Consider the following 14,598-nt stretch of genomic DNA (forward strand, 5'->3'; position numbering starts at 1 on the left):
GATAATTCTGCGGGCCTTTTTAATTTCACGTTTTACTCCGCCGGTATGCGCGCTGGATGCTGCCAGCCGCGGCCGCTGAGCAGTCGGAACAGGCGCCGGATCGGTTTCATCGTCATGATCCGATAGACAGCTGGCGTGAAATAAAGCGCCAAAATCGCAGAGCCCGCGACACCGCCTGCAATGCCGGTCGCCAGAGGCATCCAGAACACGTCGCCTTGCAAGATGATTGGAACAAACCCGCCCATTGTCGTCAGCGTGGTGGCAACAATGTGCCGCGTGGCAGCGACCACGACTTCGCGCTGAGCGATCACATCATCACTTCGCGCCGCTTCGTTGCCGGTGAGCAGGGCCAACACGACAATTGTACCATTGATCGAGATCCCGAGCAGGCCAAGTCCGCCGAGGATCGCGTTAAACCCGAGCGGCAGGTTGAACATCCAAACACCGCCAAACGCGAGTCCCATGGACATGAACCCGACCCCCATCACCAAAAACGCCATCCGGAAGGAGTTAAACACGAGCGCGACGGCCCCCAACATGACGAGAACCAGCGGCACGGCCAGGCCAGCCAGATTGGCCATGGCCTCGGTCTGATTGCTCGCCGAGCCGCTTTCGATCCAGTCATAGCCTTGCGGCAGGGTGAACCCGGAGTCTTCCAGAGCTTGCTTGAAATTTTGATTGATCGGATCTGGCAAAGCATAGGGTTCGATATAGGCAAAAATTTGATTCACGCGCCGACCATCGAGCCGCTGGATCGTCGCGGTTTGCGGCTCTAGTTTAAGTTCGCCCAAGGCTGAAAGCGGCGTGCCCCCGCCGAGGCCTGCATTGCCGATCGTCTTTGACCGAAGGTCTGCAATCTCGGTGCGCCGGTCTTCTGGCGCAATGACGCGAACCGGAATTTCTTCTATCCCTTCCAGGATTGATCCAGCTGGAACCCCTTCGAGTTCAGCACGGATATCGCTCGCCAATCCCGTGAGCCGCAAACCGGACATCGCGGTAGCCGCTTCATCCGCTTCGAGCGTGACGATGGGTGCGCCCATCTGCAATTGCGAGGTGGTGAAGGTGACGCCCGGCGTTTGCGCCAAGATTTGCCGCGCTTGGTTACCTAACTCATTCAAGACGGCGAGGTTTTCACCGCGAATGTAAAACGCGATAGGGGCCGGGGTCGGCGGGCCTTGCTCGAACGGCGTCGCGAGAATTTGTGCTTGCGGGAATTCTCGCCGCAGCGTCGCCTGAACGTCACTCACGAGAATGCGGGTTGTTTCATTGTTGCCGAGCTGGACAAATCCGTTGGCATAGCCGGCGACGCCCTCGGTATTGTTGAAGCTGTTATAATAGACCCGTGGGCCTGGCTCGCCGACGACGAAGTGAATGCCTTCAATGCTTGGATATTGATCGCGCAAGAACGTGTTGACCTCTTGCGCGATGTCCTGCGCTTCATAGATCGTCGCTTGCGGATTGAGCGTGATATCGAGCTGGAACTGATCCCGTTCCGTTTGCGGGAAGAACTGGCTAGGCAATTGTCCGGCCAGGTAAAACCCGACCATGACCGGAACAATCCCGAGCATTAGACCGATTACCGGGTTGCGCAGGACCCGTTCAATGCTCCAGCGATAGCCGTCTGTAATGATGTCGAACTTGATCCCGTCTCGCCAGAACCAGCTGCGTTCGCCCGGCTTTCGCGGGCGATCCAACATTCCGGCGAGCGCTGGAATGACCGTCATGGCGATGACGAAGGACATGATTACCGAGAACACAACCGAGGTGCCGATCATGCCGATAAACTCGCCGGCCGCGCCTGGCATGAAGGCAATTGGCGCAAACGCGAGTGCGGTGGTGAGGGTTGAAGCGAATAGCGGACCGAAAAGCTTTTTCAATGACCGGTCGATCGACTCCAATACTGAGTGACCGTGTATTCGCTCTTGGTCATACTCATCGACCACAACAATCGCATTATCGATCAATAGGCCGAGCGAGATGACCAGCCCCGTCACCGACATTTGGTGCAGCGGATAATTGAAGAACTTAAACAGGGTCAGCACCAGCGCCACGGTTAGCGGCAAGGCCATTCCCACCACGATTGCGGCGCGCCACCCCATCACAAAGAACAGCACCGCAAACACCAAAAAGGCGGACACTAGCAGGTTCTGCGCGAGCCCGTTCAGGCGCGCTTCGGTATAAGTGCTTTGGTCGAATATCGGCGTTACCGAGATGTCGGATGGAACCGTCGCCGCGAATTCCGCAACCATTTCTCGCGCTGCGTTGGCCCAGCGGTCAACGCGCTGATTTGAGGATATATAAGCGGTTACAAACACCGCACGCTTCCCATTCGAGAAGGCAAGCTTAGTCGGCGGGTCTTCAACGCCTTTGACGACCTCAGCCACATCCCCAACGCGGAGCGCTGTGCCGTTTGCGGATTGTACCAGCGGGATTGCGCGAATCCGCGCCACGCCATCAAACTCACCGCCAATTTCGAGGCCGACATTGCTGCGGTCACCGCGCACTTCACCGGCCGGAGCTTTCGCGTCTCCGGCGGCGACAAGCCTTGCTGCATCATTCAGCGACAATCCGGCAGCGGCCAGTGCTTCGGGGTCGGCGATGATCCGGACTTCCTCTTCCGGTAGTCCCATAATTTCAGTTTCTTCGGTCGCGTTCAGGTCGCGGAACCTGTCTTCCAGTCCTTCAGCGAGGCGAGACATGACCGCAAGGCCTGGTTCACCCTCTCCTTCCCAGGTTAGCGCTACCGTCATCGTCGCCGCGCCAACATAAACTCGGCGCACAAACGGCGTCGCCGCGCCGTCCGGGAGGTCTGGTTCAGCCAGCTGCACCTGCTGCCGGATCAGCGTCCATGCATTATCAACTTCAGCAGCATTTAGGCTTTCATCGATCTCGATCGAGATTTGAGAGATATTGGCGCGGGAGCTTGATTGCGTCTCGGAAATCTCCGGCAGCTCGAGTAAACGCCGTTCAATCGGCTCGGTGATCGTCGCTTCAATTCGCTCTGCGTCTGCACCGGGAAGCGTAGTTAGAACGAAGCCATAGCGCTCAATCAGCGTCGGGTCTTCCTGGCGACCGAGTGTTAAAATGGCAAAGAAACCGCTGATCAGGGCCACGACCACCGCAAGGATGGTCAGGCGCGGAAGCCGATAGAACAAAGTCGTCATTGCGATCACCCGTTCCCAGCAACCAGACCGACAGTGCTGACATCATTTGGCGTAACCGGCTGGCCGGGTGTGATCCGCTGCAATCCATCGACGATGATACGATCTCCGTCACGAATTGAGCCGCGCACGAACACACGTTCGCCATCCTGGTGGAGGATTTCGACAATGCCGGGTTCCGCCTGCCAGTCGTCTCCGTTGCGGCGTACCTTATAGATCGACCACAGTCCGCGATCCGCTTCGGTTAGCGCTGACACAGGCAACCAAAGACCCGGCTCGGAAATCTCGCGATCCATACCGAGCCTGACCACCGCGCCTGCTGCAACCAGATTCGGGTCATTGATATCAAATACTGTGGTGACGGTACGATTGCTGGCTTCGATGACACCTGTGACAGATCTCAGCGTCGCTGGAACGGTTCCTTGATTTGAGACCAAATCATATACCGCGCCAATGTCGAGCGTATCGGCAAGTGCTGCGGTCAGACCAATGCGCGCTTCCAACACGTCCGTTTCGACGAGTTCGAAGAGCGGCTGTCCGGGACTGGCGATGGCGCCTTCGTCCGACATTCGCGCTGTGATCGTGCCCGCGAACGGTGCTTTGATCCGCGCTAAATCGATCTGGACCCGCACAGTATCTGCATTCGCTTTTGCAGCCGCAATCCTAGCATAAGCCGTGTTCGATTGCGCGCGCGCCTCATCGACCACCTGACTGGAGACATGTCCGCGCTCGAGCAGTGCAATTTGGCGGTCTACTGTCGTCTCAGCCAAGTCAAAGGCCGCTTTCGCTTCGGCCACCATGGCTTCGGCTGATGCGAGTTGCGCGCGAAGACTACGCGTATCGAGCAAGCCGAGCACTTGGCCCGTCTCCACTCTGTCGCCGACATCAGCGCGAATTGAGGCAATCCGGCCACCGCCGGAGAATCCTAATTGGCTGGTCCGGCGGGGTGTCACAATGCCCGTGAACTTCTCTTCGGTCCGGAAGGCCTGTTCGAGGTTTGCAGGGATGGTTTCAACCGAAATTGGCACCGGCTGACTGGTCGGCACCAATGGGCCTTCCAAGGACCGGTTTTGCAGCACAAAATACCCGAGCATGGCAACGATTGCCACCAAGACGAGCATGAAGACCAGACCCTTGCCAAAGCTCGGACGGGGTTGTTTTTCGGTCATCTCATAATCTTGCATATGATCACTCATGGTGTGCCTCCAATCCGCGGACCACTTGATCAGCGTGAAACGGGATAAAATCTTCGCGCGACATCGTCGCTTGACCGGCTTTCAAAGCCGGGAAACTTGGAATGTGGACGATCATCATCGTCAAACCATGCATCGACGCCCAAACCGACTTGGCCGCTAGCGACGGGTCGATGTCTGATCGAAACGTACCATTCTGAACGCCTTCCGCGATCATACCGCGCAAGACATTGAACGCTTGCCCTTTTTTGGAAAGCTCGAATCCCGGTTCGCCATCAACTGGTCCCGCCCCGTCACTTCCTGCTTCGCCAGCAAAGGCTGCCGCGTAGTGATAAGGTTTTTCCACCGCGATGCGGACATAAGTCGCCACACAATCGCGGGCGCGTAGATCAAATGGCGTGGATGTGTCGGCAATGCGATTTACGTTCTCTAGGATAAGCTCAAAGAAGGTCTCTTTAAGCTCATCAACCAATTCGTCTTTCGATTTGAAATATTTGTAGATGGCCGCTGGAGAGTAATCGATATTCTCGGCCAAGCGGCGGATCGAAAGGCCTTCGGCGCCCTCGCGCGCAAATACCCGCTCTGCTGCGGATAAGATGCGCGCTCGGATTTTATTACGCCGCCGTTCGGCGGGGGAGGAAACGGTTACAGTCATCTTATGGACCCTTTGAACAAGAAATAGTTCGACCGTTCAAAAAGTAAACAGTGTTCACTAATATTTTCTTGCTGGCGTTTTTAAACGAAGCCCCTAAGTGCCAAGTATGACGCGTCTCTTCCCGCCTGCTCCGCCGCTTGGCTCTGCCATGCTTCCCTCACGATCCAGTATCGAGGCACGCCTCCTGATTGCTTTGCGGCGATCAACCAGCAAACGCGGACTGACCGAACCGGGCCCCAGCCAACAAGCGATTGATGACCTTCTTACGGTGGCTGCCCGGGTTCCGGATCACCGGAGATTGGCGCCGTGGCGATTTTTGGTGTTCGAAGGACCTGCTCGAGAGGCGTTCAACAAACGCGCGGTCGACATCCAGAAACAAGAAGATCCGAATGCGACCGAGACCATGCTCGCCGATACAGCGGGCTATTTCACCCGTGCGCCCGTGGTCATCGCAGTCATTTCTTCGCCTGATGTGACCCATAAAACGCCGGTTTGGGAACAAGAGCTCTCCTGCGGTGCGCTCTGTCACAATCTATTACTCGCTGCCAATGCCAGTGGCTGGGCGGGATGCTGGCTCACCGAGTGGATCGCCTTTAGCGATGGAATCAACGAGCTGCTCGGCCTCGAACACCACGAACGCGTTGCAGGCTATTTCTATTTCGGCACAGCAAAAGAGAACCCGCAAGAAAGGCTGCGCCCTGAGATTTCGTCAAAGATCAAACGCTGGAACGCGCCTTAATCTAACGCCTTCCCCAGACTGATCCGCGCTTCAACCTGGTACCCAAGCGATTTGTAGAATTGAACCACCTGCTCGTTCGAGGCGCGCACTTGGAGGTTGAGTTTTGGACATCCAATAGCTTTCAACCCGGCCTCGGCGCGCGCCATGAGTGCAGCAGCAATCCCTTGGCGGCGATGATCTGCGTGTACGGCGAGGCGATGCACCCAGCCTCGTACGCCGTCAAATCCGGCTAAGACGGTGCCGATCACCTCGGCCTCAGAGCAGGCCACCAAGAACAGTTCCGCCTGCACGCTCTGTTTGCGATCAATCGTCAGATCCGGATCATTCCAAACTGGTTCGTCAGAAAAAATGTCGCGCCAGAGCGCGATAATAGCTGCGCGGTCATCGGCGCGATAAGGGCGGATTTCAGGGACGCCAGTCACCAGACTCGGATCACCCAATGCCGAACAGAGCTTCGGACTCCGCCAGCATTGCTTGACCGCCTTGCGTGATACTGGCCACAGCGCCCGGAGACGCCGCGAGCGAGGTTTCAGCATAGAAGCCCGCAAGCGCGGTCATGCGTCCACGTATCTGTCCGCCAACAGCGCGCCCCTCGACGGCGCCTCTGGTCAAAAAATGACCGCCAATGACGTCGCCCGCTAAGGCCAGATAAGCCGTGGCACCAGCGAGCGCGACGTCTCGATCTTCAGCCATTGTCCGCGTCATCCACGCCGTGGCTTCTTTGAGCGCTTCATTGGCTGCGCTGAGGCGGTCAGCAACTTGGACCAGGTTCGGGTCATTGGTTTCACGCGCGTCGCGAGCGGTTTGATCAATCTCATCCAGCATGGCGGTCATCGCCGCGCCGTCGGCCATCGAGAGTTTCCGTCCAACCAGATCGATGGCTTGGATACCATTCGTGCCTTCATAGATTGGCGCAATCCGGGCGTCGCGATAGAGCTGCGCGGCCAGTGTTTCGTTCATGAACCCCATGCCGCCATGCACTTGTACGCCAAGCGAGGCGACTTCGACGCCCATATCAGTTGACCAAGCCTTGGCAATTGGCGTCAGCAATTCCTCGCGGAGTCTCGCATCTTCGCGTTCTTCTGGGCTTTGTCCTGTTTCAGCAAGGTCTGCCGCCACGCCTGTGGCGTAACAGATCGCCCGCGCCGCCATCACTTTCGCCCGCATGGTTGTCAGCATGCGGCGCACATCGGCGTGGTGTAGGATTGGCGCCGCGCCAGAGACGCCCGAGGCTTTGCCTTGTTTGCGCTCCTGGGCATACTCAAATGCAGTTTGCCACGCCGCCTCACCGACACCGACGCCTTCCAGGCCGACATTCAGGCGCGCGGAGTTCATCATCGTGAACATGCAAGCGAGGCCTTTATTTTCCTCACCGATCAGCCAGCCGCGAGCGCCTTCATATTCCATAACGCAGGTTGGCGACGCATGGATGCCAACCTTTTCTTCGAGGCCAATACATTTCACGCCATTCTCTTCGCCGAGGCTGCCATCTTCATTCACGATCCGCTTTGGGACAATGAACAGGGAGACACCCCGCGACCCTTCTGGCGCATCCGGAACGCGCGCAAGCACCAGGTGAATAATGTTATCAGCGACATCATGATCGCCCCAGGTGATATAAATCTTCTGCCCCGAAATGGCGTAGGATCCATCGCCATTCGGGATCGCTTTGGTCTTAAGCGCGCCGACATCTGAGCCTGCTTGCGGCTCAGTGAGGTTCATAGTGCCGGTCCATTCTGCGCTAACAAGCTTCGGCAAATACATCGCCTTCTGCTCATCCGTGCCATGCGCCAAAAGCGCTTCGATCGCGCCGAAGCTCAACATCGGACAAAGCGCAAACGCCATATTGGCACCGTGGAACATTTCCATGACCGCGAGACCAAGCACTTTTGGAAGCCCCTGCCCGCCCCATTCTTCCGGCGCTGAAAGCCCCATCCAACCGCCATCGCGAAACGCCGCATAGGCCTCTGCAAATCCAGGAGCGGACTTCACGCCGGCATCTGACAGCACCGCACCGGCCTTATCGCCGCTTTGGTTCAAGGGCGCCAAAATATCTCGCGCGAGCTTGCCAGCTTCATCGAGAATCGGCTCGATCAATTCGGCATCATAATTCTCAAAATCGGGATGGCCTTCAAATTTAGACAGTCCCGCTAAATGGGTCAGGGCGAAGGCGATATCTGTAGCAGGTGCAGTGTAGGTCATCGATCATGCAGCTCCGGCATAAGAGTTATAATCCCCGGTCTCATATATTGCGACTAGCCAATAGGAAATGCCACGCTACGTTTTAGCGCAGCATGTTTTGACACGCAAAGGAGCCTCCCATGCGAATTCTTGCCGTTTCAGCTGGCCTATTGGCCCTCTCCCTTCCCGCTCAAGCGACCCCAACGCTCGAAGGCGTTGCATCTGGTTTGTATGAATTGGAAAAAACCCACGCCTTTCTGACCTGGACCGTCAAGCACAATGGAATCTCGGGATATACGGTCAACTTTACAGATTTTGACGCCGATCTCGTCTTCGATGCAGATACACCGACGAATTCGCAGCTGTCCGTTTCGATCAACCCCGGCGCGCTGAACACGAACTATCCAGACGCCGCTCGAAAAGCCGAATGGGAAGAAGAGCTCAGCACTGATCCGCGCTTTTTGAACGCCGAAGAATTCCCGGTGATCACATTCGCGTCCACCTCAGTTGCGCAAACTGGCGAATTTGAAGGCACCGTGACCGGCGATGTGACATTTCTGGGCGTGACGAAGCCCGTGACATTGGACGTGTCTTATGGCGGCGTCGCGAACCCGCCTTGGTTCGGCCAGCGAGACGTCATTGGTTTCACCGCCTCAACGGTCCTCAATCGCTCTGAGTTTGGTCAAACTTCAATGGCCGGAATTGTCTCCGACGAAGTAAGAATCGAGTTCTCTGGAGAATTTTTGCAAGCTGAAGAATAAGCTTCCCCAACAAGATCGAATTCCAAACAAGGGATAGTTTCGAACATGAAAATCAAAATGTCATTTATCGCAGGCCTTGGGGCACTGGCCCTGACGGCCTGTAGCGGCGCAAGCGACGAGCCAACAATTGAGTCGGCGGAAACGCCACCTGTTGAAACTGAGGCAGTTCCGGCTGAGCTCCATCCGCTTCTGGCAGAGGTCGCCGCTGACACTTACTCCCTTGAGAAGTCTCACGCGTTTATGACGGTCTCGGTCGGGCATAATAGTGGAATCTCCCAATATCGGATCAGTTTCCCCGATATCGATGCAGATCTCGATTTTGATCCGGCGACCCCTGAAAGCTCTGAACTCACATTCACGATCAATCCCGCGATGGTCGAAACCAATTATCCAGCCGACTACAAAGCCGGCCATGCTGATAGTCAGTGGGAGAGCTGGAACGAGGATGTCTCTCGCGATGCCAAATGGCTCAACTCCGATGAATTTCCGGAGATCACGTTTGTCTCCACTTCGGCGACAAAAACTGGCGACCTATCCGGGACCGTCACCGGAGACCTTACGCTGCTAGGCGTCACCAAACCTGTCACTTTGGACGTGACCTATAATGGCGTCGCGAACCCGCCATGGTTTGGCGAACGCGATGTGATCGGATTTGATGCAAGCACAAAAGTCATGCGCTCTGAGTTTGGCATGGGCGCTTATATCCCAAATATTGGTGATGAAGTGACCGTTGAGTTCTCAGGCGAGTTCCTGCAGGACGAATAGGTCATGAGCGCGCAATCGGAACGGTATACGAGCGTCGCGATCACGCTGCATTGGGTGATCGCGCTCGCCATATTAGGGATGATCTTCGGGGGTTGGTACATGTCCGACCTACCGGATGGCGCTCCGGGCCAGTATTTCCTTTACCAGATGCACAAATCGGTTGGGATTACGATCCTGCTGCTCTCGATTGCGCGTATTATCTGGCGGGCGATGAACCCGCCGCCTGCTTTGCCCGAAGACATGAACGAACTGGAGAAAACCGCCAGCCATTTCGTCCATCTTGGCTTCTATGGCCTGATGATCGCCCTGCCCCTGACCGGCTGGCTGTACAGCTCGGTCAGCGTCAAACTTGATGTGCCGACCGTGCTCTATTCTGTCCTGAGCTGGCCGGATGTCCCGTTTGTTGAAGGGTTGAAAACCGAAACGGCGAGCGGAGCGGTCAATTTCATCCATTCAAAGCTTGCTTGGGTGGCGTTAGCGCTGCTCGGTCTTCATGTTGCAGGCGCGATCAAGCATGAGCTCAGCGCCGAGCAAGGCGTCCTGAAACGTATGATCCCGGGCTTGTTTGGGAAAACTGAGAGACCCACCGCGCCCGGTCGCGGCGCTGTAACAGCTTTTGGCAGCGCCTTGGCTATTCTCGCACTCGTGACGATGACGCCGCCGCTTGTGTCATCGCTTTCAGGCGCAAATGGGCCAATTTCAACAGAGGCGGCGTTTGAACCAAATTGGACAGTAAATCCCGAAGCCTCTTCCATCACCTTTTCAGGCCTACATGACGGCAATGAGTTTACCGGCACCTTCGCCAACTGGGACGCTGCCATCCAATTTGATCCGGCTAACCCTCAAAACGCGGACGTGGATGTAACCGTCGGCATGACAAGCGCCTCGGCCAGCCAGAAGCTCTATTCCGATAGCCTCCCGTCGCCTGAATGGTTCAATTCTGCCGCCTTCCCAACCGCGACAGTTGAAATCATCGACATTTCTGACAGCGGAAACGGCACCTTCACGTCCACAGCGCGGCTCACACTGAAAGACCTCACTGTCGACGCCGCCTTTCCATTCTCACTTAGTATTTCTGGAGATACAGCGCGGATGACAGGCCAGGCTGTGGTCGAACGGACGCCACTAGACCTTGGCCAATCATCAGATCCAAATGCTGATTGGGTATCTGAAGAGATTACGGTCGACGTGATTGTTGAGGCCACGCGCAAAAATTAGCGCTCTTTGGAATCGCGGTTTATAAACCTCCCAAGCTTGGCGCCCATCGCCTGTCCTGGGAGGATGTAAATGACCTTGATCAGCGCACATGAAGAACTGCACTATATCCACCGCACCAGTTGGCTCCGGGCCGCTGTGCTTGGGGCGAATGATGGAATACTCTCGACATCTAGTCTGATGATCGGAATTGCCGCCGCTGCGGCGTCCGCCCAGGACATCTTGCTAGCAGGCATCGCAGCACTCGTTGCTGGCGCGCTGTCTATGGCAGCCGGTGAATACGTTTCTGTCAGTTCACAAGCGGACACCGAGAAGGCCGATTTAGAAACAGAGCGGAGAGCGTTACAAGACAATCCTGACGGCGAACTTGATGAACTCGCGCAGATCTATATGGCGCGTGGCCTCTCTAAAGATCTTGCCTGTCAGGTCGCTGATGCTTTGATGGAACACGGTGCGCTTGAAGCGCATGCGCGGGATGAGCTCGGAATCTCTGACTTTTCAAAAGCCCGCCCCTTACAGGCGGCTGCTTCCTCAGCTCTGAGTTTCTCCATCGGCGCGGCCCTGCCTATCTTGGTCGCCGTCGCCGCGCCGCACGCCCATGTCGGCGCCGCGATCGCAATATCTTCCTTGATCGGACTTGCTCTGCTCGGGATACTCTCGGCCCGCGCTGGCGGTGCGCCTGCCTTAAGAGCGGTGGCGCGAATTGTGTTCTGGGGTGCCGCCGCGATGGCGCTGACCGCTCTTGTCGGACGGCTGTTTGGCGTTGCGGTTTAGCGTTTCGCGCCATAAGAGCGCGCCATGACCGCCCGCATTCTACCTGACACAGCTGAGAGTATTGCCTCAGCGCTCTCTGTCCTTCGACAGGGCGGCTTGGTCGGCATGCCGACTGAAACGGTCTATGGTTTAGCCGCGAACGCGGCCGACGGAGAAGCCGTCGCCAGGATCTACGCGGCCAAAGGACGTCCCCGGTTCAATCCGCTGATCGCGCATGTGGCGTCAATCGAGATGGCGCTCAGCGAAGGTATTTTCCAAGCGCCTGCTCGTACCCTCGCAGATGCGTTCTGGCCTGGCCCGCTGACCCTTGTCGTGGAGGTCGCTCCAACTGGCTCTGTGTCAGAGCTCGCGCGCGCAGGCTTGGACAGCATCGCACTCCGCCTACCCTCGCACCCGACAGCCCGGCGTTTGATCGAGGCCTTCGGTGCGCCGCTAGTCGCGCCATCAGCCAACCCGAGCGGGAAAATCAGCCCGACCCGGCCGGAACACGTGGCAGCCGACTTAGGCGCGCATTTGGAGATCATCTTAGATGGCGGCCCTTGCACAGCTGGCGTCGAGTCGACCATCATCGATGCTCGCGGTGAACATCCCGCATTGCTGCGACCTGGCAGCCTAGATCCAGCTGAGATAGAGCGCCTATGGCCCGGCCTGGTCCGCCCCTCCCTGAATACAGATGCACCGCAATCTCCGGGTCAATTGCTGCGCCACTATGCGCCTCGCGCGACACTTAGGCTCAATGCGGACGCGCCGGAGGCCGATGAAGCCTATCTCGGTTTCGGTGATGTCTCGGCCACGCTTAACTTGTCCCAAAAGGGCGACTTGGCAGAAGCCGCCTCGAATTTGTTTTCAATGCTGCGCGCGCTTGATCAACGGCATTCAAAAATAGCGGTCGCGCCGATCCCCAAGCGTGGTTTGGGCGAAGCGATAAATGACCGGCTTACGCGCGCCGCGAATTGAGCGTAAGATGCACAGATGGACCTCTCATCTGACTTTCTAAGCGCCGCAAAAAATGTGCTCGGTGACAAAGGCTGGCGCATGGATGCCGAGAGCCTTGAGGAGGTTTCGACCCCGTGGCGAGGCACCTATCACGGGCAAACGCCATTCCTCGCCCTCCCCGCCTCGACGAAAGAAGTCTCAGCGCTTGTAAAACTGTGTGCCGAGCATGGCGTTGCGGTGACACCTCAAGGCGGAAACACGGGGCTGGTCGACGCCGGCACGCCGCATGGGGAGATCACGATCTCGCTGCGCCGGATGCAAACGGTGCGCGGCGTTGATCCGTTCAACAATTCGATGATCATTGAAGCTGGCGCCCCTTTGGTGGCCGCACAAGAGGCCTCTGACAAAGCAAACCGGTTGTTCCCGCTCTCGCTGGGCTCGGAAGGCACGGCAACGATTGGTGGGCTAATTTCGACCAATGCGGGAGGTGTCGCCGTCCTGCGCTATGGCATGATGCGGGATCTGATCCTTGGCTTGGAGGTTGTTTTGCCGAATGGCGAGATCTGGGATGGGCTGTCCGGATTGCGGAAGAATAATACCGGCTATGATCTGAAACACCTATTTGCAGGCGCTGAAGGCACGCTAGGTATTATCACGGCCGCGACCCTCAAACTTTTCCCGAAAGTTGCGAGAACATCCGCCTGGATCAGCTGCAAAACCGCCCAAAACGTCGTCGAACTGCTCGCGCTGGTGCGAGACCATGCAGGCGATACGGTGACCAGCTTCGAGATCATTCCGGCAAATGCGATCGAGATGGTCCGCTCTGAAATGCCGGATGTGCGAGATCCGAACCCGTCTGAACTGCCTTGGCGCGTCTTGTGCGAGATCTCCATGGCGAAAGAAACGCATGCCCGCGAGACCATGGAACAAGCGCTCGAAGCGGCGTTTGAGTCAGACCTTGCCGAGGACGCATTGATCGCCGAAACGCTCGCGCAATCGAAGAGTTTTTGGACCATTCGAGAGAGTATCCCCTTGTCCAAACGCGCCTATGGGACATCGATAAATCACGATGTGTCTGTGCCCGTCTCGCAAATTCCGCGTTTCTTAGACGCCACAGAAAGCGCCATTCTCGACCTTTCCCCGGGCGCTGAAATCGTCGCGTTCGGACATGTGGGCGACGGCAATCTTCACTATTCTGCCTGCGAGCCGAAAGGCGCAGCCAGTCCCGTTCTTAGCAATTCAGCGGCGCAAATCACCGAGATCGTTCATGCGCAAGCGATGGCGTTTGGCGGCTCGATCAGCGCTGAACACGGGGTCGGCCGATTAAAACGAGATGAGCTCGAAACGATTAGACCGGCGGCAGCGACCGCAACGATGAAAGCCATCAAACAAGCGCTCGACCCATCCGGAATAATGAACCCGAACCGGGTGGTGAAAGCGCCTTAGGCGAAAGTAATTGGGGACAAAAATGTGCGGACGATTCTTTCGCCACGGCGTGAGCTGGGAGGAATATAGCTCCTATCTCAACCTATTCGAATATGCCGGCATCGATCCGCCCGATCCCGCTTACAACATCGCGCCAACTCAGATCGCTCCCATTGTACGCATTGCTCAGGAAGACGAACATGTGCCCCGCGGGGAGCGGCATTTAGCGCCGGCCATGTGGGGACTGGTGCCAAGTTGGTGGCGCAAACCCTTGAAAGAGAAAAAATTCTCAACCTTCAACGCGCGGAGCGAAGGCGTGGCAACGTCGAACACGTTTCGCGGCAGCTTCCGGCACAAGCGCTGCCTCATTCCCGTCAGCGGTTTTTATGAATGGACCGGCCCCAAGGGCAAGAAAACGCCGTTTGCCATCGGCTTGCGCAATCGGCGCTGGTTCTGTTTTGCTGGGCTCTGGGACCGGGCGACAATCGATGGCTCGGAGATCGACAGTTTTACGATCCTGACGACGAGCCCCAATGATTTAATGGCCGGGCTCCATACACGGATGCCGGTGATCTTGGACCCGAGCGACTATGATCGATGGCTGGATACGTCGCATCGCGATGTCGAAGATCTGTTTGAGCCATTCCCCAGCGATGCCATGCACGCGTGGGCCGTCGGCCCAGCTGTGGGCAATGTCCGCAATCAAGGTTTGGAATTGACCGAGGAAGTTTGAGCCGAGGTGTACGTGATCGAGGTGATAACCCTTAGTATCCGCCGATACCTGCGCAGGCAG

At 57.1% G+C, this 14,598-nt stretch carries 13 protein-coding genes; 8 read left to right on the forward strand and 5 right to left on the reverse strand.

The window, feature by feature from the left end:
- Positions 1–32: 32 nt before the first annotated feature.
- From MY069_RS04465 to MY069_RS04475, 3 genes are read right to left on the reverse strand one after another with little or no spacing between them, the layout of a single operon-like run.
- Positions 33–3,164, reverse strand: a complete 3,132-nt coding sequence (locus tag MY069_RS04465) for an efflux RND transporter permease subunit (protein WP_482795873.1) — start codon at positions 3,162–3,164, stop codon at positions 33–35.
- A 5-nt stretch (positions 3,165–3,169) separates the two neighbouring features.
- Positions 3,170–4,357, reverse strand: coding sequence for an efflux RND transporter periplasmic adaptor subunit (locus MY069_RS04470; protein WP_482795874.1), 1,188 nt, complete (start codon positions 4,355–4,357; stop codon positions 3,170–3,172).
- Positions 4,350–5,009, reverse strand: a complete 660-nt coding sequence (locus MY069_RS04475) for a TetR/AcrR family transcriptional regulator (protein WP_482795875.1) — start codon at positions 5,007–5,009, stop codon at positions 4,350–4,352. Before MY069_RS04475 ends, MY069_RS04470 begins: the two co-directional genes overlap by 8 nt.
- A gap of 106 nt (positions 5,010–5,115) precedes the next feature.
- On the opposite strand from MY069_RS04475, the gene MY069_RS04480 reads away from it, so the two are divergent.
- Complete coding sequence (locus tag MY069_RS04480) at positions 5,116–5,748, forward strand: nitroreductase family protein (RefSeq protein WP_482795876.1); 633 nt, start codon at positions 5,116–5,118, stop codon at positions 5,746–5,748.
- On the opposite strand, the gene MY069_RS04485 is transcribed toward MY069_RS04480, so the two are convergent.
- Both MY069_RS04485 and MY069_RS04490 read right to left on the reverse strand, forming a co-directional pair.
- The gene (locus MY069_RS04485) at positions 5,745–6,188 is read right to left on the reverse strand and encodes a GNAT family acetyltransferase (RefSeq protein WP_482795877.1); all 444 of its coding nucleotides are present in this window, start codon (positions 6,186–6,188) and stop codon (positions 5,745–5,747) included. The two genes, MY069_RS04480 and MY069_RS04485, sit on opposite strands and share 4 nt — an antisense overlap.
- Positions 6,181–7,950, reverse strand: coding sequence for an acyl-CoA dehydrogenase family protein (locus MY069_RS04490; protein ID WP_482795878.1), 1,770 nt, complete (start codon positions 7,948–7,950; stop codon positions 6,181–6,183). Before MY069_RS04490 ends, MY069_RS04485 begins: the two co-directional genes overlap by 8 nt.
- A gap of 119 nt (positions 7,951–8,069) precedes the next feature.
- On the opposite strand from MY069_RS04490, the gene MY069_RS04495 reads away from it, so the two are divergent.
- The 7 genes from MY069_RS04495 to MY069_RS04525 all read left to right on the forward strand — a co-directional run bounded on the left by MY069_RS04495 (position 8,070) and on the right by MY069_RS04525 (position 14,538).
- A complete protein-coding gene (locus MY069_RS04495) occupies positions 8,070–8,690 on the forward strand; it encodes a YceI family protein (RefSeq protein WP_482795879.1) in 621 nt (206 codons plus the stop codon).
- 57 nt (positions 8,691–8,747) lie between these two features.
- Complete coding sequence (locus MY069_RS04500; RefSeq protein ID WP_482795880.1) at positions 8,748–9,455, forward strand: YceI family protein; 708 nt, start codon at positions 8,748–8,750, stop codon at positions 9,453–9,455.
- A 3-nt stretch (positions 9,456–9,458) separates the two neighbouring features.
- On the forward strand, positions 9,459–10,673 hold the full coding sequence (locus MY069_RS04505; RefSeq protein ID WP_482795881.1) for a cytochrome b/b6 domain-containing protein: 1,215 nt from the start codon (positions 9,459–9,461) through the stop codon (positions 10,671–10,673).
- A gap of 69 nt (positions 10,674–10,742) precedes the next feature.
- On the forward strand, positions 10,743–11,444 hold the full coding sequence (locus MY069_RS04510) for a VIT1/CCC1 transporter family protein (protein ID WP_482795882.1): 702 nt from the start codon (positions 10,743–10,745) through the stop codon (positions 11,442–11,444).
- A 24-nt stretch (positions 11,445–11,468) separates the two neighbouring features.
- Positions 11,469–12,401: an L-threonylcarbamoyladenylate synthase gene (locus tag MY069_RS04515; protein WP_482795883.1), complete on the forward strand. Its 933-nt coding sequence runs from the start codon at positions 11,469–11,471 to the stop codon at positions 12,399–12,401.
- A gap of 15 nt (positions 12,402–12,416) precedes the next feature.
- Positions 12,417–13,826 carry an FAD-binding oxidoreductase gene (locus MY069_RS04520; RefSeq protein ID WP_482795884.1) on the forward strand — a complete coding sequence of 470 codons (1,410 nt, stop codon included), beginning with the start codon at positions 12,417–12,419 and terminating at the stop codon, positions 13,824–13,826.
- 22 nt (positions 13,827–13,848) lie between these two features.
- Positions 13,849–14,538 (forward strand): SOS response-associated peptidase, encoded by a 690-nt coding sequence (locus MY069_RS04525; RefSeq protein ID WP_482795885.1) that lies wholly within the window; start codon positions 13,849–13,851, stop codon positions 14,536–14,538.
- Positions 14,539–14,598: the final 60 nt, after the last annotated feature.

The sequence above is a fragment of the Hyphomonas sp. ske169 genome, assembly GCF_056850855.1.